This is a genomic window from Planosporangium mesophilum, assembly GCF_016863255.1.
Taxonomy (GTDB): domain Bacteria; phylum Actinomycetota; class Actinomycetes; order Mycobacteriales; family Micromonosporaceae; genus Planosporangium; species Planosporangium mesophilum.
Genome location: NZ_BOON01000005.1, coordinates 78,320 through 100,787, shown reverse-complemented (window position 1 = coordinate 100,787; position 22,468 = coordinate 78,320). Strand labels below are relative to the sequence as shown.

15 protein-coding genes are annotated in these 22,468 nt (G+C 72.3%); 6 read left to right on the top strand and 9 right to left on the bottom strand.

Annotated elements, in window-relative coordinates:
- Positions 1 to 32 precede the first annotated feature (32 nt).
- Genes Pme01_RS02945 through Pme01_RS02925 form a run of 5 tightly spaced genes read left to right on the top strand, consistent with a single transcriptional unit; the run spans position 33 to position 5,730 of the window.
- Entirely contained in the window at positions 33 to 983 is a 951-nt protein-coding gene (locus Pme01_RS02945; protein WP_168113390.1) for a cobalamin biosynthesis protein, read from the top strand.
- Positions 980 to 2,506: a cobyric acid synthase gene (locus Pme01_RS02940; protein ID WP_168112781.1), complete on the top strand. Its 1,527-nt coding sequence runs from the start codon at positions 980 to 982 to the stop codon at positions 2,504 to 2,506. The genes Pme01_RS02945 and Pme01_RS02940 overlap by 4 nt, the downstream gene beginning before the upstream one ends.
- Before the next feature lie 50 nt (positions 2,507 to 2,556).
- The gene (locus tag Pme01_RS02935; RefSeq protein WP_168112782.1) at positions 2,557 to 3,204 is read left to right on the top strand and encodes a uridine kinase family protein; all 648 of its coding nucleotides are present in this window, start codon (positions 2,557 to 2,559) and stop codon (positions 3,202 to 3,204) included.
- Between the two features lie 16 nt (positions 3,205 to 3,220).
- A complete protein-coding gene (locus Pme01_RS02930; protein ID WP_168112783.1) occupies positions 3,221 to 4,345 on the top strand; it encodes a M48 family metallopeptidase in 1,125 nt (374 codons plus the stop codon).
- 26 nt (positions 4,346 to 4,371) lie between these two features.
- Positions 4,372 to 5,730: a dipeptidase gene (locus tag Pme01_RS02925; RefSeq protein ID WP_168112784.1), complete on the top strand. Its 1,359-nt coding sequence runs from the start codon at positions 4,372 to 4,374 to the stop codon at positions 5,728 to 5,730.
- A gap of 80 nt (positions 5,731 to 5,810) precedes the next feature.
- Here Pme01_RS02925 and Pme01_RS02920 read toward each other — a convergent pair whose 3' ends face one another.
- The 3 genes from Pme01_RS02920 to Pme01_RS02910 are packed head-to-tail and all read right to left on the bottom strand — an operon-like array spanning position 5,811 to position 9,081.
- Positions 5,811 to 6,269 (bottom strand): response regulator, encoded by a 459-nt coding sequence (locus tag Pme01_RS02920; RefSeq protein WP_168112785.1) that lies wholly within the window; start codon positions 6,267 to 6,269, stop codon positions 5,811 to 5,813.
- Positions 6,266 to 7,885, bottom strand: coding sequence for a sensor histidine kinase (locus Pme01_RS02915; protein ID WP_168112786.1), 1,620 nt, complete (start codon positions 7,883 to 7,885; stop codon positions 6,266 to 6,268). Before Pme01_RS02915 ends, Pme01_RS02920 begins: the two co-directional genes overlap by 4 nt.
- Positions 7,879 to 9,081: a PP2C family protein-serine/threonine phosphatase gene (locus tag Pme01_RS02910; RefSeq protein ID WP_205863682.1), complete on the bottom strand. Its 1,203-nt coding sequence runs from the start codon at positions 9,079 to 9,081 to the stop codon at positions 7,879 to 7,881. Before Pme01_RS02910 ends, Pme01_RS02915 begins: the two co-directional genes overlap by 7 nt.
- Before the next feature lie 639 nt (positions 9,082 to 9,720).
- Between Pme01_RS02910 and Pme01_RS31725 the strand changes: the two genes are divergently transcribed.
- The gene (locus Pme01_RS31725) at positions 9,721 to 11,295 is read left to right on the top strand and encodes a mechanosensitive ion channel family protein (protein ID WP_239087983.1); all 1,575 of its coding nucleotides are present in this window, start codon (positions 9,721 to 9,723) and stop codon (positions 11,293 to 11,295) included.
- A gap of 62 nt (positions 11,296 to 11,357) precedes the next feature.
- Here the strand turns inward: Pme01_RS31725 and Pme01_RS02900 are convergent, their stop codons facing one another.
- From Pme01_RS02900 to Pme01_RS02875, 6 genes are all read right to left on the bottom strand, one after another.
- On the bottom strand, positions 11,358 to 13,730 hold the full coding sequence (locus Pme01_RS02900; RefSeq protein ID WP_168112788.1) for a phosphoketolase family protein: 2,373 nt from the start codon (positions 13,728 to 13,730) through the stop codon (positions 11,358 to 11,360).
- 9 nt (positions 13,731 to 13,739) lie between these two features.
- The gene (gene cydC / locus Pme01_RS02895) at positions 13,740 to 15,530 is read right to left on the bottom strand and encodes a thiol reductant ABC exporter subunit CydC (RefSeq protein WP_168112789.1); all 1,791 of its coding nucleotides are present in this window, start codon (positions 15,528 to 15,530) and stop codon (positions 13,740 to 13,742) included.
- Entirely contained in the window at positions 15,527 to 17,155 is a 1,629-nt protein-coding gene (gene cydD / locus Pme01_RS02890; protein WP_168112790.1) for a thiol reductant ABC exporter subunit CydD, read from the bottom strand. Before cydD ends, cydC begins: the two co-directional genes overlap by 4 nt.
- Positions 17,152 to 18,168 (bottom strand): cytochrome d ubiquinol oxidase subunit II, encoded by a 1,017-nt coding sequence (gene cydB, locus Pme01_RS02885; RefSeq protein WP_168112791.1) that lies wholly within the window; start codon positions 18,166 to 18,168, stop codon positions 17,152 to 17,154. Before cydB ends, cydD begins: the two co-directional genes overlap by 4 nt.
- Positions 18,169 to 18,180: 12 nt before the next feature.
- Positions 18,181 to 19,584 (bottom strand): cytochrome ubiquinol oxidase subunit I, encoded by a 1,404-nt coding sequence (locus tag Pme01_RS02880; RefSeq protein ID WP_168112792.1) that lies wholly within the window; start codon positions 19,582 to 19,584, stop codon positions 18,181 to 18,183.
- Between the two features lie 117 nt (positions 19,585 to 19,701).
- On the bottom strand, positions 19,702 to 22,449 hold the full coding sequence (locus Pme01_RS02875) for a putative bifunctional diguanylate cyclase/phosphodiesterase (RefSeq protein ID WP_168112793.1): 2,748 nt from the start codon (positions 22,447 to 22,449) through the stop codon (positions 19,702 to 19,704).
- Positions 22,450 to 22,468: the final 19 nt, after the last annotated feature.

The following is a 22,468-nucleotide window of genomic DNA, read 5'->3' as shown; positions in this document are numbered from 1 at the left end:
GACGTCGTTACGCTGCACGGGTGTCTGGGAAGATCGCCGTCGCCACCGGAGCCGGGTTGCTCGCCGGTGCCCTGCTCGACGCCGCGCTGGGCGACCCCCGGCGGTGGCATCCGGTAGCCGGGTACGGGTGGGCGGCAGCCGCCCTCGAACGGCGGATGTACGCGCCGACCAGCGGGGCCGGCGCCCGGTACGCGGCGGTCGCCGTCGGCGTGCCCACCGCCGTGGCCCTGGTCGCGGGTGCCGCCACCCGGCGTCGACCGGTGGCCCGGGCCACGCTGGTGGCGGCCGCGACCTGGGCGGTCCTCGGCTCGACCTCACTGCGACGGGAAGCGACGGCGATGGCCAAGGCGCTCGAAAGCGGCGACCTCGCCGCCGCCCGCGAGCGCCTGCCGCACCTGTGCGGGCGGGACCCGTCCGCCCTCGACGCCCCCGAGCTTGCCCGGGCCACGGTCGAGTCGGTCGCGGAGAACACGTCCGACGCCGCCGTCGGCGCGCTGTTCTGGGGCGCGGTGGCCGGGCTTCCCGGGCTGGTCGGCTACCGGGCGATCAACACCCTCGACGCCATGGTCGGTCACCGGTCGGCCCGGTACGCCCGGTTCGGTACGGCCGCCGCGCGCCTCGACGACGCCGCCAACCTCGTACCGGCCCGGATCACGGCCGCGCTCACCGTCGCCGCGGCTCCGCTGGTCGGCGGTGGTCGGTCGCGAGCCCTGTGGACGTGGGTACGCGACGGCCGCCGCCACCCGAGCCCCAACTCCGGGCAGTGTGAGGCGGCCATGGCCGGGGCGCTGGGGGTACGGCTCGGCGGGCGCAACAACTACGCCGGGAGGGTCGAGGAGCGTCCGCTGCTCGGCCGGCACGGCCGGGCCCCCGAGGTCGGCGACATCCGCCGGGCCGTCCGGCTGTCGGGCTTGGTCAGTGCCGGGGCGACGGCGCTCGCGGTGATCGCCACCGCCGCGAGAGCTCAGAGGAGGGCCCGATGAGCGGGGGACTGCTCGTCGCCGGTACCACCTCGGACGCCGGCAAGAGCCTGCTGACCGCCGGCATCTGCCGCTGGCTGGCCCGGCGTGGCGTCAGCGTCGCCCCGTTCAAGGCGCAGAACATGTCCAACAACTCGACCGTCGTCGTGGACGAGTACGGGCAGGGCGGTGAGATCGGCCGGGCGCAGGCGATGCAGGCCGCCGCCTGCCGGGTCGCGCCGAGCGTGCGGTTCAACCCGGTCCTGCTCAAGCCCGGCTCCGACCGCAGCAGCCAGGTCGTCCTGCTCGGCCGGCCGGTCGGCCAGGTCGACGCGGCCAGCTACCGCGACTTCCGCGCAGAACTGCGGCAGACCGTGCTGGACACGCTGCGTGACCTGCGCGCCGAGTACGAGGTGGTGGTGTGCGAAGGCGCCGGCAGCCCTACCGAGATCAACCTGCGGGCCGGGGACTTCGTCAACATGGGCCTGGCCCGGGCCGCCCGGCTCCCCACGATCGTGGTCGGCGACATCGACCGAGGTGGCGTCTTCGCGGCGCTGTACGGGACGCTCGCCCTGCTGTCGCCCAAGGATCAGGCGCTGCTGGCCGGGTTCGTGGTCAACAAGTTCCGCGGCGACCCGGCCCTGCTCCAGCCGGGCCTGGACGACCTGTACAAGCTCACCGGCCGCCCGGTCTACGGCGTGCTTCCGTGGAAGAGTGACCTCTGGCTGGACGGCGAGGACTCCCTGGCGTACGGCCGTACCCTCGGCCGGCCGACCCAGCCCGTGGGCACCGAGTGGCTGCGGGTTGCCGTCGTCCGGCTGCCCCGCATCTCCAACGCCACGGACGCCGAGGCGCTCGCGGCCGAGCCCGGCGTACGGGTCCGCATCACCACCGAGCCGGCCGAGGTGGCCGACGCCGACCTGGTCGTCCTGCCCGGCAGCAAGTCCACCGTGGACGATCTGAACTGGCTGCGGGAGACCGGCCTAGCCGACGCGGTACTGGCCCACGCGAAGGCGGGCCGGCCGCTGCTGGGTATCTGCGGCGGGTACCAGATGCTCGCCCAGCGGATCCACGACGACGTCGAGAGCCGGCGCGGCACCGTGGCCGGGCTGGGCCTGCTGCCGATCGAGATCGCGTTCGCCCCGGAGAAGACGCTCGCCCGCCCCGTCGGCGCCAGCTTCGGCGTCCCGGTGCGCGGGTACGAGATCCACCACGGGTACGTGTCCGCCGGCGACGTCACCCCGCTGATCCACGTCACCGGCGGGATCGGCGAGGGAGCCCGCGTCGGCAACGTCTTCGGTACGCACTGGCACGGCGCCTTCGAGTGCGACGAGTTCCGCCGCGCGTTCCTGTACGTGGCGGCCCGCCGAGCCGGCCGGCACGGGTTCCGGGTCGCCCCCGACACCGACTTCGCGGCGATGCGCGAGCGCGGCCTCGACGTGCTGGGCGACCTGGTCGAGGAGCACCTCGACACCGGCGCGCTGTGGCGCCTGATCGAGTCCGGGCCACCACCCGGGCTGCCGTTCGTCCCGCCGGGCGCGCCATGAGCAGGCAGCCCGGGAGCGCCGCGGGCGCCCCCGGGACGAGCGCCGCGAGCGTGCCCGAGACGGGCGCGCCCGGGACGTTCGCCGATCTGGCGGAGCGGATCCGCGCGGCCCCGGCCCGCCTCGGGCCGGTCCGCCTGGTTGCCGTCGACGGTCCGGCCGGCGCCGGCAAGAGCACCTTCGCCGGCCGGCTGGCCCACGCACTGCGCGAGGCCGGCGTGAAGACCACCGAGATCCACACCGACGACCTGCTCGACGGCTGGGCCGACATGGTCACGTTCTGGCCCCGCTTCGACCGGGGCGTGCTGGAGCCGCTGCGCGGTGGCCGGCCGGGCAGCTACCGCCGCTACGACTGGCACGCGGCGCGGTTCGGTGGGGCGGTACCCGTACCCGTGCCGGACGTCCTCGTGATCGAGGGAGTGACCAGCGCGCGGGCGGTGATCCGCCCGGAGCTCACGCTCTCGGTGTTCGTCACCGCGCCGCGCGACCTTCGGCTGGCGCGGGCGGTCCGGCGTGACGGGGAGGCGTTGCGGCCGCACCTGCTGCGCTGGCTCGCCGACGAGGCTGCCCACTTCGCCGCCGACCGTACGGCCGAGCACGCGGACCTCGTGGTCAACGGCGCCCCGGACGGACCGCTTGACCCGGAGTACCAGTATTTACGGAGCACGACCACTGGAGGACGATCCGAGGTACGGCGATAACGCGGAGAGGACGCTCATGACCACCGACGAATCGGCGCCGGTACGCAGGCGTGTAGTCCTGACCGGCATCAGTTCGCGGGCCTGGGAGCACCCCGCCGACCGGGGAGCCCTCGCCGCGCTCCGCGAACTGCGAGGCTTCGACGACGTACTGAAGGCCCTGTCCGGCCTGTGGAACGAGCGGGCGCTGCGGCTGGAGTACCTGGGCAGCGCGATCCGCGTCGACCACCGGCAGTACCCGCGGGTCTACCGGCTGTTCGCGGAGGCGGCGGCCAGCCTCGACGTGGCCGAACTGCCCGAGCTGTTCGTGCAGTACGACCGCTCCATCAACGGCATGTGCATCGGCATGTCGAAGCCGTTCATCGTGATCAACTCTGGCGCGCTGGAGCTGCTCGACGACGAGGAACTGCGCTGCCTGCTCGGCCACGAGATCGGCCACCTGCTCAGCGGGCACGCCGTCTACCGCACGATGGCGATGATCCTGCAGGACTGGGCGGCCCGGCTGGCCTGGCTGCCGGTGGGGTCGCTGGCGCTGCGGGCGATCGCCGCGGGCCTGCGCGAGTGGTGGCGCAAGGCCGAACTCTCCGCCGACCGGGCCGGTCTGCTCGCCGGGCAGGACCCGCACGCGTGCCTGCGGTTGGGGATGAAGCTCGCGGGCGGCGGCGACCTGTCCGAGATCGACGTCACCGCGTTCGGAGAGCAGGCCGCCGAGTACGACCGGGCCGGCGACCTGCGCGACAGCATGATCAAGATCGGTATGGTGCTCGACCGTACCCATCCGCTGCCGGTCGCGCGGGCGGCGGCGCTGCGGCAGTGGATCGACTCGGGGGAGTACCAGCGCATCCTCAGCGGCGAGTACCCGCGCCGGGACGACCAGAGCGCCTCCTCGGTACGCGACGACGTGAAGGCCGCCGCGGACTCGTACCGGGAGTCGTTCGCCCGGTCCCAGGATCCGCTGATGTCCCTGCTCCGCCGCCTCGGCGACGGCGCCGGCGACTGGGTCGGCGCGGGCGCCGACCGGGTACGGGACTGGGTGTCCGGCGTGGGCCGGCCCCGGGCCAACGGCTCCCAGCCGCCGCCGACCGGTGACGCCTGGTCGGACGCGACCAACGCGGATCGGGATCGGGGGGACGAGCAGCCCTGACCCCGGGGGAACATACGATCGCGGTCATGACCGCACCCATCAGCGAGACCGAACTGCGCGCCGCGATCGACCGTGAACTGCCGGGAGTACGAGCGGACCTGGAGCGCCTGGTCCGGATTCCGGGCATCGCGTTCGAGGGCTTCGACCACAGCCAGGTCGAGCGCTCCGCCGAGGCGGTCGCCGAACTGCTGCGCGGCGCCGGCCTGCCCGACGTCCGGATCGTGCGCGCCGGCGGGCAGCCCGCCGTCATCGGTCGCAAGCCGGCCCCGCCCGGTGCGCCGACCGTCCTGCTGTACGCCCACCACGACGTCCAGCCGCCCGGCGACCTCGGCCAGTGGCAGCAGACCGACCCGTTCGAGCCGGTCGAGCGCGACGGCCGGCTGTACGGGCGCGGCGCGGCGGACGACAAGGCGGGCGTCATGACGCACCTCGCCGCGCTGCGGGCGTTCGGTGACGCGCTGCCCGTCGGGGTGGTCGTGTTCGTCGAGGGTGAGGAGGAGTACGGCTCGGAGTCGCTGGAGGCGCTGCTGCGTGAGTACCGCGACGACCTGGCCTCCGACGTCATCGTGATCGCCGACTCCGCCAACTGGGACATCGGTCAGCCGGCGTTCACCACCGGACTGCGGGGCATCGTCAACGCCTTCGTCGAGGTACGCACGCTCGACCACGCGGTGCACAGCGGCATGTACGGCGGGCCGGTGCCGGACGCGCTGACGACACTGTCCCGGCTTCTCGCCACGCTGCACGACGACAACGGTGACGTCGCGGTTTCCGGGCTCGTCCGCGGCGCCGCGGCCCCGCTCGACTACCCGGAGGACCGGTTCCGCCATGAGGCCGGCGTGCTCGACGGCGTCGACCTGATCGGTACCGGTCGCATCGTGGAGCGGGCCTGGGCCAAGCCGTCGATCTCGGTACTCGGCATCGACGCGCCGCCGACCGGCGAGGCGCCCAACGCGCTGGTACCGGCCGCGAAGGCCAAGCTGAGCGTGCGCATCGCGCCCGGCGACAACTGGAAGTCCGCGTACGAGGCGCTCGTCGCGCACCTGGAGCGCAACGCGCCGTGGGGGGCGAGGGTGACGGTCACCCTGGAGCAGGGCGGCGAGCCGTGCGTGATCGACACGTCCGGCCCGGCGTACGACGCGGCCCGCGCGGCCTACGCGGCGGCGTGGGACGGTGCCTCACCGGTCGAGATGGGCATCGGCGGTTCGATCCCGTTCATCGCGACGTTCCAGGAGATGTTCCCGGGCGCGGAGGTCCTGGTCACCGGCGTCGAGGACCCGGACTCGCGGGCGCACGGGCCCAACGAGAGCCTGCACCTGGGTGAGTTCGCCCGCGGCTGCCTGGCCGAGGCGCTCCTGCTGCACAAGCTCGGCGGCGGAAGCTAGATCGCTACAACATCCGGTAGGTCGTGGCCTCTAGGTCGTGGCCTCGGGGCTGCCCCGGGGCCGCGACCTACCGACGATGATCAACCCCGGGGCGGGAGCTTCACCACGCTGACGAAGAAGTCGTCGATCTGGCGGACCACGTCGATGAAGCGGTCGAAGTCGACCGGCTTGGTCACGTACGCGTTCGCGTGCAACTGGTAGCTGCGCACGATGTCCTCGTCCGCGGCGGAAGTGGTCAGGACCACCACCGGGATCTGGCGCAGCTCCGGATCGTTCTTGATCTCCGCGAGCACCTCCCGGCCGTCGCGCCGGGGCAGGTTGAGGTCGAGCAGGATCAGGTCCGGCCGCGGCGCGTCGCTGTACTCACCCTCCCGGCGCAGGAAGGAGACCGCCTCGGCGCCGTCGTTGACGACCGACAGGTTGTTGCGGACCTTGTGCTCCTCGAACGCCTCCCGCGTCATGAGCACGTCGCCCGGGTCGTCCTCCACGAGCAGTACCTCGATCGGCGTGGGGGCGGGGCCGTAGAGGGCGTCGGTCACGGTGCGGTCTCCTCGGTGCGGGCGGCTTCGGCGGCCGCCGGGATCAACTCCGGCTGGCCGGTGGCGGCCGGTGATACGGGCTCGTCGGCGGTCGCCGGCAGCGCAAACCGGATGACCGTACCCTCCTCGGCCTCGGCGTCCAGCCAGACGCGGCCACCGTGGTACTCGATGATCTTCTTGACGATCGCGAGCCCGATCCCCGTACCGGGGTATTCGTTCTTGGGGTGCAGCCGCTGGAAGATGACGAAGATCTTGTCGGCGTACTCCGGTTCGATGCCGATGCCGTTGTCGGCGCAGGAGATCTGCCACTCGTCGCCGACCCGCTCGGCCTCGATGCGCACGTGCGGCGAGCGGTCGGGGTGGCGGAACTTCAGCGAGTTGCTGATCAGGTTCGTGAACAGCGCCGACAGCAGCGGCTCCTCGCCGCGTACGGTCGGCAGGCCGGACCAGGTGACCGAAGCGTCGACCTGTTCGCTCCGCCAGTTCAGCTGCGCGGCCGCCTCGCTGACCACCCGGTCCAGGTCGACCTCGGTGAACCCGCTGGTGATCCGCCCGATCCGGGAGAACGCGAGCAGGTCGTTGATGAGCCGCTGCATGCGCTGCGCGCCGTCGACGGCGAACGCGATGTACTGGTCGGCCCGCTCGTCGAGCTGGCCGGCGTACCGGCGCTGCAGCAGCTGGCAGAAGCTCGCCACCTTGCGCAGCGGCTCCTGCAGGTCGTGCGAGGCCACGTACGCGAACTGCTCCAGGTCCCGGTTGGACCGGGTCAGCTCCGCGGCCTGCTGTTCGAGTAGCTGGTTCGCCTGCTCCACCTGGACGTGTGCGCGGCGGACCGTGCCCAGGTCGGCGACGATCTGCTGGCGCATGGCGTTGATGTCGCGGGCCAGCCGGGCCAACTCCGGCGGCCCGGCGCCTTTGATCTCGCGGTCGTACTCGCCGCGGGCGACCCGGCGGACCTCGCCGGCGAGGGTGACGACCGGCCGGGTCACGAGCTGGCGCAGCAGCACGGCGAGGGCCAGTCCGGCGACCAGCACCACGATCGCCGCCAGCAGGAGCAGCGTCATGACCCTCTTCTGGCCGGCCTGGATCCGGTCGGCGGCGGCCGCCCGGACCGCGATGATCCGGTCCTGCAGGGCGGTGGCCGAGGCCCGGATCTGGTCGAACCGTGCCCTGGCCGGCTCGGACAGGATCGACTGGGCCGCCGTCGAGTCGCCTGCGCGGGCCGCCGAGATCGCCGGTTCCGCGACCTCGGCCCGCCACGCCTCGGCCTGGGCGTCGACGGCGTCCAACTGGGTGAGAACGGTGCGGTCCCGCGTCAAGCCGCGCATCTCGGCGATCAGGCGGCGCTGCTCGGCGATCCCGGCCGGGTAGGGAGCGAGGAGACGCTCGGTGCCGGACAGGGCGAATCCGCGTACCCCCGTCTCCTGATCGACCAGGGCGGTGAGCAGGCGCTCGGAGTCGGTGCGAAGCGGGCCGATCCGGTCCAGCAGTTCCGTGACGTGGGACCGGCTCGTCTCGGCCGTGGCGGTCGCGCCGGTCGCGAGCGCGCCGAGCAGGAGGACGACGACCGCGCACAGGGCCGTGACCCGCCGGCTCAGCGTCCAGTGCCTCACCATTGCGCACCACCAGCGTTGAGGAGCAGCATCGCGACGTCGTCGGCCAGCGGCTCGCCGTTTCGCAGCTCGGCCTGGCCGACCAGCCACCGGGGCAGCTCGTGCGGCGTGGCGACGGTGTCGCGGTAGCCGTTGAGCAGGGCACACAGCCCCTCGATACCCAGTCGATCGTACGTGTCGCCGCCCAGCCCCTCGATCAGGCCGTCGGTGTAGGTGAGGAGGCCCCAGTCCGAGCCGGGAAGGTCGATCTCGATCGCCGGGCACGACATTCCGGGCAGCACGCCGAGGACGAGGCCGGGGTCGACCTCGCACGGCACGGCGCGGCCCTCGGTGAGCAGTACGGGCGGCGGATGGCCGGCGAGCCGGATGGTGGCCCGACCCGCGGGTACGTCGACGCTGACCATCGCGACCGTCGCGAACAGCTCCTCTGACCGGCGCTCGCTGACGAGCACCTGCTCCAGGGCGGGAAGTACGGCATCGTCCGGCACCTGGGCGAGCACCAGCGCCCGCCAGGCCACCCGCAGCGTGACGCCGAGCGCGGCCTCCTCCACCCCGTGGCCGCAGACGTCGCCTACGAGCAGCTGCAGCCGGCCGGGGCTTACCTCGACCACGTCGTAGAAGTCGCCGCCGAGCAGTGCCCGGTGGCGGCCCGGACGGTAGAACGAGACCAGTCCGGCCGTCGAGGGGTCGACCAGCGGCTGGGGCAGCAGACCGCGCTCCAGCCGCGCCGACTCGGCCTGCTGCAGCTGGGCCTCGCGCAGCCGCCGGGCGTTCTCGTCGGCCCGCTTCCGTTCGACGGCGTAGCGCAGCGCGCGGGTCAGGAGTACACCGTCGACCTGGCCCTTGATCAGGTAATCCTGGGCGCCCTCGCCGACCGCCGCGATGCCGAGGTGCTCGTCCTCGAGGCCGGTGAGGACGCAGACGGCCGTCCCCGTGGTCTCGTTGAGCAGTTCGCGCAGGCCGCTCAGGCCGCTCGCGTCGGGAAGCCCGAGGTCGAGCAGGATGCAGTCGACCGATCGCAGCCGGGAGCGCGCCTCGGCAACGCTGGTCGCGATCTCCAGGTCGACGGGGGCGCGCGCCTCGACGAGCAGTTCCTGTACCAGGAACGCGTCGCCCGGGTCGTCCTCGATGAGAAGCACCCGTAACCGCTCCGGTGACCCGGTCGGCGCAGTCCGCTCGAGCTGACCCAGGTGGGACAGCTCGGGGCGGGTGGTGGTCGTGTCGGGGAGGGTCACGCGGGCAGGCTCCGCCGTCTGGCGGAGATCCGCCGGTTCGTACGGTCGGTTCCAGATCGCATGCACGGATCCTCTCCCAGGTCGACCGGGATCGCCAAGCTGGCTCGATGCGTCGGTGAGTTTCGTGACGTACCGATGACGTCGGTCATTGTCTCGTGACGAAGCGCCCCCACGGTCAACTGACCGTGGGGGCGCGACGTGGTGCCGGTGTGCAGGTCGCCTCTCGGCGAGTGGCTCAGCGCGGCTCCAGCCGGACGGTATTCCGCGAAGGCAAAGGTTGTAGCCCGGGGGACACTCAGCACACCGACGTATGACACAACCGCTCGTACCGGTCGAATGTTCCCGGTACCGCCGCGGTCATGAAATTTTGGGTCGGTGTGCGGGTCGCCTCTCGGCGAGTGGCTCAGCGCGGCTCCAGCCGGACGGAATTCCGCGAAGGCAAAGGTTGTGGCCCGGGGGACCCTGGTCACACCGACGTTGTACATAACCTCCTCTACCAGCATAATGTTCCGCTTGTGACCGTGATCACATCGCGCCGTGTCACTGATGTGCCGGTCGGGTACGGCACGGTTCGAGAGGAACTCATGGATGAGGAGGTGGAGCGTGACGGCTCTGGCGGCCGGACCGGTCCAGGACGCGCTCGGTGACGTAGCCCGTTTCGTACCCAGGCTTATCGGCTTCATATTGATCTTGGTGGTGGGCTGGCTGGTGGCCCGGCTGCTGCGCGCCGGCGTGAGTCGCCTGCTGCGACGCGTCGGCTTCGACCAGGCCGTGGAGCGTGGAGGGGTGGGGCGGTTGCTGGCGCGTACCCCGTACGACGCCCGCGGCCTCATGACGAACCTCGTCTACTACGCGGTGCTGCTCTTCACGCTGCAACTGGCGTTCGGCCTCTGGGGGCCCAACCCGGTGTCCGATCTGATCGCGGCGGTCGTGCGCTGGCTGCCCGAGGCCTTCATCGCGATCGTCATCATCGTGGTCGCGGCGGCCATCGCCGCCGGGGCGCGCAACCTGATCAACGGCGCGCTGGGCGGCCTGTCGTACGGGCGGCTACTGGCCGGCGTGGTGAGCGCGTTCATCATCGGCATCGGCGTCATCGCCGCGTTGAACCAGATCGGCGTGGCGACGTCGGTCACCACCCCGGTGCTCATCGCGGTACTCGCCACCATCGGCGGGATCCTCGTGGTCGGGGTCGGTGGCGGGCTGGTACGCCCGATGCAGCACCGGTGGGAGTCCTGGCTGAACCGGGCGGAGCAGGAGGTGCCGCAGGTACGCGACCAGCTGCGCGTCGCCGCCGAACAGCGGCAGGCCGAGCGTGAGGAGGCCGAGCGCCGGGAGGCGGAGGAGCGCGCCGAGGCCGAGCGCCGGGAGGCGGAACGTCGGGAGGCCGAGGCGCGTGCGGAGGCCGAGCGTCGTGCGGCGGCCGAGCGGGCCGAGGCGGAACGCCGGGAGGCTGAGGCGCGTGCGGAGGCCGAGCGTGCCGAGGCCGAGCGTCGGGAGGCTGAGGCGCGTGCGGAGGCCGAGCGTCGTGCGGCGGCCGAGCGTGAGGAGGCGGCTCGCCGGGAGGCTGAGGAGCGCGCGGAGGCGGCGCGTCAGGAGGCCGAGCGTGCGGAGGCGGCGCGTCAGGAGGCCGAGCGTGCGGAGGCCGTCCGCCGGGAAGCCGAGCGTGCCGAGGCCGAGCGCCGGGAGGCTGAACGTGCGGAGGCCGAGCGTGCGGAGGCTGAACGTGCGGAGGCCGAGCGTGCGGAGGCCGAGCGTGCCGAGGCGGCGCGTCAGGAGGCCGAGCGCGCCGAGGCCGCCCGTCAGGAGGCCGCCGCGCTGGCGGCGCCGAAGAAGCGCACCCCGAGGACTGCGCGGGAGCGGGCCGAGCAGGCGGCGGCGGAGCGTGCCGCGGCCGAGGCGGGCAAGCTGCAGGTACCTCCGTCGGACGAGCCGACGGTCGCCCTCTCCGCCAGCAGGCTGTGGGAGATCGCGCCCGACGCGGCGGCCGTGGTCGGCGACGCCGGCCAGGACGCCGAGAAGACCCAGCCGATTCAGTTGCCGGGGGCGTCGGGCGACGCGCAGACTCCGGCCGACGACCCCGAGAGCACGCAGGTGCTCCCGCCCGCCGGGGCGGCGGAGCCGCCGGTACCGCCGAAGTCGACGACCCGCCGGCGCGGTACCACCCGCAAGCAGCAGTAACCGGGTTACCGGGGTTACGCCGAAGGGCAGCCAAGGCCGAGGCCGAGGCTGCCCTTCGGCGTTCACCGCGCCTGCCAGCGCCAGTCCCGGATCTCGGGCAGGTCCTCACCGGCGCGGCGGATGTACTCGCTGTGCCGGGTGCGCCTGTCGACCATCTGCTGGCGCAGGCCGGCGGCCCGGCGCGCCAGGCCCGGTACCCGGTCGATGACGTCCATGACCAGGTGGAAGCGGTCCATGTCGTTCATGACGAGCATGTCGAACGGCGTGGTGGTGGTGCCCTTCTCCTTGAACCCGCGTACGTGCAGGTGCTCGTGGCCGTGCCGACGGTAGGTCAGCCGGTGGATCAGCGTCGGGTATCCGTGGTAGGCGAAGATGACCGGCCGGTCGGTGGTGAAGATGGCGTCGAACTCGGCGTCGGTCAGGCCGTGCGGATGTTCGCCGGCCGGTTGCAGGCGCATCAGGTCGACCACGTTGACGACCCGTACCCGTAGCTCCGGCAGGTGCCGGCGCAGCAGGTCGGCGGCGGCCAGGATCTCGGTGGTGGGTATGTCGCCGGCGGCCGCGAGGACGACGTCGGGGTCGCCCTTGTCGTTGCTGGCCCACTCCCAGATCCCCAGGCCGCGCGCGGAGTGCAGGGCGGCGGCGTCGATGTCGAGCCAGTTGGGCCCGGCGTGCTTGTCGATGACGATCACATTGATGTAGTGCCGGCTGCGCAGGCAGTGGTCGGCCACGGACAGCAGGGTGTTGGTGTCGGGCGGCAGGTACACCCGCACGATGTCGGCGGACTTGTTGGCGACGTGGTCGATGAAGCCGGGGTCCTGGTGGGAGAAGCCGTTGTGGTCCTGGCGCCACACGTGCGAGGTGAGCAGGTAGTTCAGCGACGGGATGGGCATCCGCCAGCGCAGTTCCCGGCTGACCTTGAGCCACTTGGCGTGCTGGTTGACCATCGAGTCGACGATGTGCACGAACGCCTCGTAGCAGTTGAACAGGGCGTGCCGGCCGGTCAGCAGGTACCCCTCCAGCCAGCCCTGGCAGGTGTGCTCGGACAGGATCTCCATCACCCTGCCCTGGGGTGCGAGGTGCTCGTCGACCGGTTCGATGCGCGCCCGCCAGACCTTGTCGGTGGCCTCGTACACGGCGCTGAGCCGGTTGGAGTCGGTCTCGTCCGGCCCGACCAGCCGGAAGTTGCGGTGCGACTCGTTGGCTCTGATCACGTCCCGCAGCCAGGCGCCGAGTACCCGGGTCGGCTCCGCGCTCGTCTCGCCGGCCGCGACGACCTTCACCCCGTACTCGCGGAAGTCGGGCAGCTCCAGGTCGCGGGTGAGCCGGCCGCCGTTGGCGTGCGGGTTGGCGCCCATCCGCAGATCGCCCCGGGGAAGCCAGTCCACGATCTCGGTACGCGGCGCGCCGGAGGACAGGAACAGCTCGTCGGGCCGGTACGAGCGCATCCACCGCTCGAGCGCCACCAGGCGGGCCGGCGTGGACCGCACGTCGGGCAGCGGCACCTGGTGGGCGCGCCAGGTCCCCTCGACCGGCTGCCCGTTGACCTCCTTCGGGCCGGTCCAACCCTTGGGCGTACGGAAGACGATCACCGGCCAGCGGGGTCGGCGCGTCTCGCCGTCCACCCTCGCCCGGAGCTGGATCGCGGTGATCTTGTCGAACACCTCGTCGAGGGTTCCCGCGAGCCGCTGGTGCACGGCCGGCGGATCGCTGCCCTCGACCAGGTAGGGCTCGTAGCCGTACCCGCGCAGCAGCTCCTCCAGTTCGTCGTCGCCGATCCGCGCCAGTACCGTCGGGTTGGCGATCTTGTACCCGTTCAGGTGCAGGATCGGCAGCACCGCCCCGTCGCCGACCGGGTCGAGGAACTTGTTGGAGTGCCACGAGGTCGCCAGCGCGCCGGTCTCCGCCTCGCCGTCGCCGATCACGCAGGCCGCTACCAGCCGCGGGTTGTCGAAGACCGCGCCGTACGCGTGGGCCAGCGAGTACCCCAGCTCCCCGCCCTCGTGGATCGAGCCGGGAGTCTCCGGCGCGGCGTGGCTCGGTACCCCACCGGGGAACGAGAACTGCGTGAACAGGCGCCTCATCCCGAGCTCGTCCCGGCTGACGGACGGGTAGGTCTCGCTGTACGTGCCCTCCAGCCAGGTGTTGGCGACGATCCCCGGCGCACCGTGGCCCGGTCCGGTCACGTAGATCATCGGCTGCCGGCGGTCCTGGATGATCCGGTTGAGGTGCGCGTACAGGAAGTTCAGGCCCGGCGTGGTACCCCAGTGCCCCAGCAGCCGGGGCTTGACGTGCTCGGGGCGCAGCCGCTCGCGCAGCAACGGGTTGTCCATCAGGTAGATCTGGCCGACCGACAGATAGTTGGCGGCCCGCCAGTAGGCGTCGATGCAGCCCAGTTCGTCCTGGGTGAGGGGCGCCGCGTCGCTGACCAGCATGTCGCGTCCCTACCCGGTACTCACCCGGAGTGAACTCCACATCCGGCGGTACGGGCCGTCGACGGCGACGAGCGCGTCGTGGCTGCCGCGCTGGGCGATCCGGCCACCGTCGAGCACCACGACCTCGTCCACCTCGGTCAGGCCGGTCAGCCGGTGCGTGATCAGCACCGTGGACCGACCGCGGGTGGCGGCCAGCAGGTCGGCGGTGAGGGCGTCCGCGGTCTCCTCGTCGAGGTGCTCGGTCGGCTCGTCCATGATCAGGATGGGGAAGTCGGCCAGCAGCGCGCGGGCCAGCGCGAGCCGCCGGCGCTGCCCGCCCGACAGCCGGGAACCCTGCTCGCCGACCATCGTGTCCAGCCCGGCCGGCAGCGTGTCGACCCAGTCCAGTAGCCGGGCCTCGGCGAGGACCGCGCGCAGCCGGGCGTCGTCGGCGCCCCGGTCGGCGATGCGCAGGTTCTCCGCGATCGTGGTGTCGAACAGCCGGGCGTCGTCGGTGAGCAGACCCACGACGGTACGGACGTCGTCGCCGGCGAGGTCGCGGGTGTCCACGCCGTTGAGGGTGACCCGTCCGGCGCTCGGGTCGAGGAAGCGGACGAGCACGGCGGCGAGGGTGCTCTTGCCGGAGCCGCTCGGCCCGACCACGGCCAGCCGCCGGCCCGGCGTGAACGTCAGGTCGAGGTCGTGGATCACGTCCGGCCCGCCCGGCCACCCGGCGCTCAGGCCGCACACCTCCAGCCGGTACGGCGGTTCCGGCAGGGTCACCGGAGCCGCGGGCTCGGTCACCGGCTCGGGCTGGTCGAGCAGGCCGAAGACGCGCGCCAGCGCGGCGCGGGCAGCCGCCAGTTGAGCCGCGGCGGCGGGCAGGCCCGAGACGGTGTCGAAGACCGCGATCGGGGTGAGCACGACGACGGCGAGCAGCACGGAGTTCAGCGCGCCGGTGGATACGGCGGGCGCGCCCAGTGCGAGGCCGGCCCAGACGCAGGCCCCCGCGGCCAGCGTGAGCAGCCCGGCGCCGAGCCCGACCCCGGTGGCCGACCGGGCGGCGGCGGCGCGCAGCCGGGAGTCGGTCTCGGCGAGCGCCGCGAGCCGCCGCCCGGCCGCACCGTACGCGACGAGGTCGGGCAGGCCGCGCAGCAGGTCGACGGTTGCCGCCGACAGTTCGCCGCGCAGGTGGGCGGTGTTCCGGTCGGCCCGGCGGGCGGCGGCGTGCTGGATCAGCGGTACGCCGACCGCTACCACCAGGAGTCCGGCGGCGAGCACGACGGCGGCCGACGGCAGCATGGTCGCGACGAAGCCGACCGTCAGGGCGCCGACCAGGGCGGCGACGAGATAGGGGAGAACGACCCGCACCAGGACGTCCAACGCCGCGTCGATGTCGGCGACGAACCGGCTGACCAGGTCACCGGCGCGCAGCAGCGCACACGACGCCGGGGCCAGCCGCTCCAGCCTCCCGTACGCGCGTACCCGCAGCCGGGTCAGCACGCGGAACGCGGCGTCGTGCCCGGCCAGTCGTTCGAGGTAGCGGAAGACGCCCCGGGTGATGCCGAAGGTGCGTACCGCCACGATCGCCACGGTCAGGTAGAGCACGGGCGGGTGCTGGGCGGCCCGCGAGATCAGCCAGGCCGAGGTTGCGATCAGGCCGATGGCGCTGCCGGCCGCGAGGACCCCGTACAGCACGGCGAGCGCCAGTCGGGGCGCGACCGGCGAGGCGAGTCGCAGCAGCCGCCGGACAACCCGGCGATCGTGGACACCTGCCGGGGCCACGGCACCGTCAGGTGTCCACGATCGCGGGGAGGTCATGTCGCGACCCTCTCGACGATCCGGCCGGCTTCCATCCGCACGACCCGGTCGGCGAGGGTCAGCAGCGCGGGCCGGTGGGCGACCAGGACGACCGTCCGGCCCCGGGCCAGCCGGCGTACCGCTTCGAGTACCGCCGCCTCGCTCTCCCCGTCCAGGTTCGCGGTCGGCTCGTCCAGCAGGACGATCGGCGCGTCCGACAGGAACGCGCGGGCCAGGGCCACCCGCTGCCGCTGGCCGGCGGAGAGTCCGGCGCCGCCGTCCCCGACCCGGGCGTCCAGGAAGTCTTCCGCAAGGGCGGCGCGCGCGGCGGTCCGCACCGAGGAGTCGGAGGCGTCGGGCACGCCGAGCCGGATGTTGTCGGCGACCGTGCCGGCGAACAGGTACGGCCGCTGCGACATCCACACCACGCGCCGGCGCCACACGTCCGGGTCGAGGTCGGCGAGGTCGGCGTCGCCCACGCAGACCCGGCCGGAATCCGGTGGCACGAAGCCGAGCAGTACCGAGAGCAGCGTCGACTTGCCGCAGCCACTCGGGCCGGTCAGCGCCAGTACCTCGCCGGGAGTCACGGTCAGGTCGACGCCGTCGAGCGCCGGCACCGTCCGGTCGGGGTAGCGCACCGTGACGTCGGAGACGACGATCGGGCCGGCCGGCACGTCGGTGCGGGTACCGCGCGGGGGCGGCTGCTCCTCCAGTACCGAAAAGACCTGTTCGGCGGCGGCGAGCCCCTCGGTGCTGGCGTGGAAGTGGGTGCCCACCATCCGCAGCGGCAGGTACGCCTCGGGGGCCAGGATCAGCACCAGCAGCGCGGTCCGCAGGTCGAGGCTGCCGTTGACCAGCCGCAGCCCGATCCCGACCGCCACCAGGGCGACCGAGATCGTCGCGATCAGCTCCAGCACCAGCGAGGACAGGAAGGCCAGCCGGAGGGTACGCATGGTGGCCCGCCGGTGCTCGTCGCTGACCCGCCGGATCGTCTCGGCCTGCGCCTTGGCCCGGCCGAACACCTTGAGCGTGGGCAGCCCGGCCACCACGTCGAGGAAGTGGTGGGCCAGCCGGGCGAGCATCCGGAAGCTGCGCCGGTTGCGGGCCTCGGTGGTCAGCCCGACGAGCGCCAGGAAGACCGGGATCAACGGCAGCGTGACCGCGATCGTGATCGTGGCCAGGAGGTCGGCCGGCAGCAGCCGGGCCAGCACGATCGCCGGTACGACCGCGGCCAGCACCAGTTGGGGCAGGTACCGGGAGAAGTACCCGTCGAGCGCGTCGATGCCCCGGGTGCTCAGCGTCGTCAGCTCGCCGGCCCGTTGACCGGTCAACCAGCCCGGGCCGAGGCGTACCAGGTGGGCCAGCAGTCGGTCGCGCAACTGGGTCTTGACCGCGGCGGCGGCCCGGTGCGCAGCCGCCTCCTGCGCCCAGGCCAGCACGGCCCGGCCGGCGATCACCCCGGCGAGGGCGACCAGGGTCGCGGTGATCCCGCCGTGGCCGGAGAACGCCGCGCTGATGCCGTCGGCGAGCAGCGTCGCCTGGGCCACGATCAGCACGGCGCCGCCCAGACCGAGGAGGACGCAGGCGGCGAGGTACCCGCGGGTCGCCCCGGCGTAGCGGATCAGCCGCGGGTCGAGCGGTTTCACGACCCTGTCCGTACCGGTGGCGGGATGTGCTGCACGCCGATGCGCTTGCGGAAGACCCAGTACGTCCAGGCCTGGTAGACCAGCACGATCGGGGTGAAGGCCACCGCCGCCCAGGTCATGATCTTCAGCGTGTACGGGGTGGCGGCCGCGTTGGCAACGGTCAGGCCGTTGGCCGGGGCGAGCGTGGATGGGAGCACGGCCGGGTGGAGCGCCACGAACAGGGTGGCCGTGGTGGCCGCGACCGTGACGGCGGTGGCCAGGAACGCCCAGCCCTCGCGGCCGAACCGGTTGGCGACCAGCCCGCCGAGCAGCGCCACAACGGCGACCGTGGCGATCGCCCCGGTCGCGCGGTCACCACGCGCCGCTTGCGTCCAGACCAGGAAGCCGCCGCACGCGACGGCGGCGACGACGCCGACCCGGCCGGCGACCGCCCGCGCGTCCGCACGGATCTCCCCGGTCGTCTTCAGGGCCACGAACACCGCCCCGTGCGTGGTGAACAGCAGCAGCGTGGCCGCCCCCGTTGTCAGCGCGTACGGGTTGAGCAGGTCGGCCAACCCACCGACGTAGTGGTGACCCGCGTCGAGAGCTACACCGCGGACCATGTTGCCGAAGGCTATACCCCAGAGCACCGCGGGTACGAAACTGCCGAAGACAATCGCGGCGTCCCAGTTGCGGCGCCAGCGGTCGCTGTCGACCTTCCCGCGGTACTCGAACGCCACCCCGCGCAGGATCAGGGCCACCAGGATCAGCAGCAGCGGTAGGTAGAAGCCGGAGAAGAGGCTGGCGTACCACTCCGGGAAGGCCGCGAACGTGGCGCCGCCCGCGACGATCAGCCACACCTCGTTGCCGTCCCAGACCGGACCGATCGTGTTGAGCAGCACCCGCCGCCGGGCCTCGTCGCGCCCGCCGAGCACCGGCAGCAGGATGCCGACCCCGAAGTCGAAGCCCTCCAGCAGGAAGTACCCGGTCCACAGCACCGCGATCACGACGAACCACACGTCACCCAGGTTCATGACCAACCTCCCTCAGTACGCGAAAGCCAGCGGCCGGTCCTCGGCCGTCGTCGGGTCGTGGTCGTCGTGCGCCGGGATCACCGGCGGCCCCGCCTTGGCGTAGCGCATCATCAGCCAGAGTTCGATCACGGCCAGGGCGCCGTACAGCAGCGTGAAGGTGGCGAGCGAGATCAGGACGCTCGCCGTGCCCACGTTCGGGGAGACGCTGTCCGCGGTTCGGAAGACGCCGAAGACGGTCCACGGCTGGCGCCCCATCTCGGTGAAGATCCAGCCGAACGAGTTCGCCAGCAGCGGCAGCGGTACCGACCAGACCGCGGCCCGCCAGAACACCCGGCTCACGGGGAGCCGGCCGCGGCGGGTCAGCCAGAGGCCGAGCGCGCCGAGTGCGACCGAGATCATGCCAAGGCCGATCATCAGCCGGAACGACCAGTACGTGGCGGGCACGTACGGCCGGTAGTCGCCGGGGCCGTAGCGCTGCTCGTACTCCCGCTGAAGGTCGTTGATCCCCTCGACCTCGCCGTTGGGGTCCGCGGTGGCCAGCAGCGAGAGTGCGTGCGGGATGCGCAGTCCGAACGTCTCGGCGCTGCCGTCGAGCGGTCCGATCGAGAACAGCGAGAACGAGGCGGGCTGCCGGGTGGAGTACAGCGCCTCGGCGGCGGCCATCTTCATCGGCTGCTGCTCGTTCATGACCCGGCCCATGACGTCACCGCTGATCGCCACCGCCGCGCCGGAGATCACGATGGTCCACAGCGCCAGCCGCAGGCTGGGCCGGAACACTCCGGCCTCGTTGCCGCGCATCAGGTGCCAGGCGCAGACGCACAGCATCAGTACGCCGGAGGTCAGGAACGCTGCGGCGATGGTGTGTGGGAACGCGACCAGGTGCGTCGAGTTGGTGAGCAGGGCGACGAAGTCGGTGAGCTCGGCCCGGTTGGTGGCCGGGTTGATCCGGTACCCGACGGGGTGCTGCATCCACGAGTTCGCGACCAGGATGAAGTACGCGGACAGGATGGTGCCGATCGCGGCGCACCAGATGCTGGCCAGGTGTACCCGCTTCGGCAGCCGGTCCCAGCCGAAGATCCACAGTCCGAGGAACGTGGACTCCAGGAAGAACGCCAGGAGCCCCTCGATCGCCAGCGGCGCGCCGAAGACGTCGCCGACGAAGCGGGAGTACGCGCTCCAGTTCATGCCGAACTGGAACTCCTGCACGATGCCGGTGACCACGCCCATCGCGAAGTTGATCAGGAACAGCTTGCCCCAGAACTTCGTGGCCCGCAGGTACGGCTCCTTGCCGGTGCGTACCCAGGCCGTCTGCAGCGCGGCGACCAGGACCGACAGGCCGATGGTGATCGGGATGAACAGGAAGTGGTAGAGGGTCGTGACGGCGAACTGCCATCGGGCGAGGTCCAGGGCGTCCACAGCGGATCCTCCTGTACGTACCGACGCTATATGTAGGCACGGTACTCCTCGCGCAGGGTCCCCCACGCACGAGGGCGCCCGTCCACATGTGTGGACGGGCGCCCTCTGGGGAACTCCTCAGGCGGCGGCCGAGGTGAAGCCCTCCTCGTTCGTCGTGAACAGGCTCTCGATCTCCGCCGACCCCAGCGGCTTCGCGAAGTGGAAGCCCTGGGCGAGGCGGTACCCGAGGTCGTGCAGACGGTCGGCCTGCGCGCCGGTCTCCACGCCCTCGGCGATCGCGCGCAGCCCCAGCGCCTGCGCGATCTCGATGATCGACGTGACGATCGCCTCCTGCTCCACGGTCCCGGTGACACCGTCCACGAAGGACTTGTCCACCTTGAGCACATCGACCGGGCAGGTGCGCAGCAGGCCCAGCGAGGAGTGGCCGGTACCGAAGTCGTCGAGCGCGATGGCGACGCCGAGCGCGTGGATGGCCGCCACGGCCTCCACCGCGCGGCCGCCGCCGAACACGGCCGTCTCGGTGATCTCGACGGTGAGCCGGTCCGGCGGCAGGCCGGTCTCGGCCAGGATCGACGCGACCGTCTGCGGGAAGCCCGGTTCGAGCAGCTGGCGGGCAGAGACGTTGACGCTCATCCGCGCGGGCGCCTCGTCACCGTACCGGCGGTACCAGTCGGCGGCCTGATAGCACGAGGTCCGCAGGATCCACTCGCCCAACGGCACGATCTGGCCGGTACGCTCCGCGACCGGGATGAACCGCACCGGCGACACCATGCCGTCGCTGGGGTGATGCCAGCGCACGAGCGCCTCCACCCCGACCACCCGGCCCGAGGGCAGGTCGACGACGGGCTGGTAGAGCAGCCGCAGCTCGTCGCGCTCCAGCGCGTGGCTGAGCGCGGCGGCGAGCGATGCCTGTTCGACCGCGCGGGCGTCGAGGTCGGAGTCGTAGTGCACGTACCGGTTCTTGCCCAGCTCCTTGGCCGCGTACATGGCGATGTCGGCCCGGCGTAGCAGGTCGTCGGCGTCGCTACCGGTGTCGTTGTCGGCCAGCCCGATGCTCGCCTGGATCAGCAGGTCGTGGTTGCCGGCGGTCACCGACTCGGTCAGCGCCGCGATGATCCGCTCGGCCACCGCGCCGCTCTCACCCGAGCGCAGGTCGGTGAGCAGGATGGCGAACTCGTCCCCGCCGAGCCGCGCGACGGTGTCGTCCGGGCGCATGCAGCCGCGCAGCCGGGCGCTCACCGCGACGAGCAGCGCGTCGCCCACGGCGTGCCCGAGCCGGTCGTTGATGGTCTTGAAATCGTCGAGGTCCACCAGCGCCACCGCGACGGTGCCCGGGGCGGCCGTCGCCACGGCCCGCTCGGTACGGGACGTGAACAGCGCCCGGTTGGCCAGCCCGGTCAGCTCGTCGTGCGAGGCCTGGTAGGCGAGCTGGTCCTGGTACCGGCGGGTGTCGGAGATGTCGCGGGCGTTGCAGACGATCCCGTGCACGCTGGGGTCGCGCAGCAGGTTGGTGTACGTGACCTCCATCCAGCGCCAGCCGCCGTCGGCGTGGAGGATGCGCGCCTGGCTGCGGGTACTGGCACCGGGCTGCTTGCGCAGCTCCCGGACCAGGCCGTTGAGCATCGGCAGGTCCTCGGGGTGGACGGTGTCGTCGGCCAGCCGGCCCATCCAGTCCTCCGGCTCCCCGCCGAGCACCCGCCGCACGCCGGGGCTCACGTACGAGAAACGCCCACCGGCGCCGATGATGGTGATGATGTCGTCGGAGTTCTGCACCAGCGACCGGAAGCGCTGCTCGTGCCGGCGAAGCTCGAGCATGCTCGCGTCCACCTGGGACAGCAGCCGGGCGTTGTCGGCGAAGGCGAACAGTTGGCGGGCCACCACGAGAGCGGTCAGGGTCACCGAACCGGCGATCATGAGCTGGACGGCGCCGCGACTGTCGTGCATCGTCACGAGCAGCAGCGTGTCGATGGCGGCGACCGCCACGTACGGCAGCAGGTTGAAGACGTGACGCCGCCGCCGCCGGCCGGCGCTGCGCCCGTCGATGACGGCCTTCTCCTGCAGCCACGCGGCGGTGACCACCCCGAAGTAGGCCAGGGGCAGGATCGGCATCAGTAGGGACAGGTCCGGGTGGTCCGCCAGCAGCGACCCGTGGGCCGCCAGTGCCGCGCAGACCAGGATCGTGCAGCCCAGTACCCAGGTGGCGCGGCGGTCGATGCCGACCGGTCCGGTGAGGCTCATCTTGAGGCCGACCAGGACGGCCCCGACCGCGAGCACCACGAGCGCCAAGATGCTCACCGAGTCCTGCCGGTGCTGGCTGTTCTGATGGTCGGTGGTGAAGTACCAGAACAGGAGCCCGTTCGCGACGATGATGATCCCGATGTCCAGGCCGATGGTCAGCCATTCGCGGCGGGGCCGGGCGTGGACGGGCATCCGTAGCAGGCCCCACAGCAGCGACGCGATCGCCAGCGCGAGCAGGCCGATCGTGACCGGCCCGATGTGCTGGGCGGAAGCACGGCTCAGGGCGTCGTACGCGGCGCTGACCATCGATACGGTGACCAGGCACGCGGCGATCGAGACCTGGTGCCAGAGCCGGCGGGCCGGCACGGCCAGCTCGTCGTTGCGGGCGACGCGCCGGGCGGCGAGGAACCCGAGGGCCGGGCCGAACACCGCCGGCAGCCAGCCGAGGATCGGCGACCCGAACGGATGCGCCCAGTACACCGCGAACCACGCCGCCGACGCGACGAAGACGACCGCGCTCGCAACGACGAGTCCCAGCGGCGGATACCCGCGTACCGTGTCCGACGGACCGGACGGGGACGGCGTCACCCGGCGGTCGTCGCCGCGCGTCTCGTCACCACTGTCCATACCTGGCACCCTCTGCCGT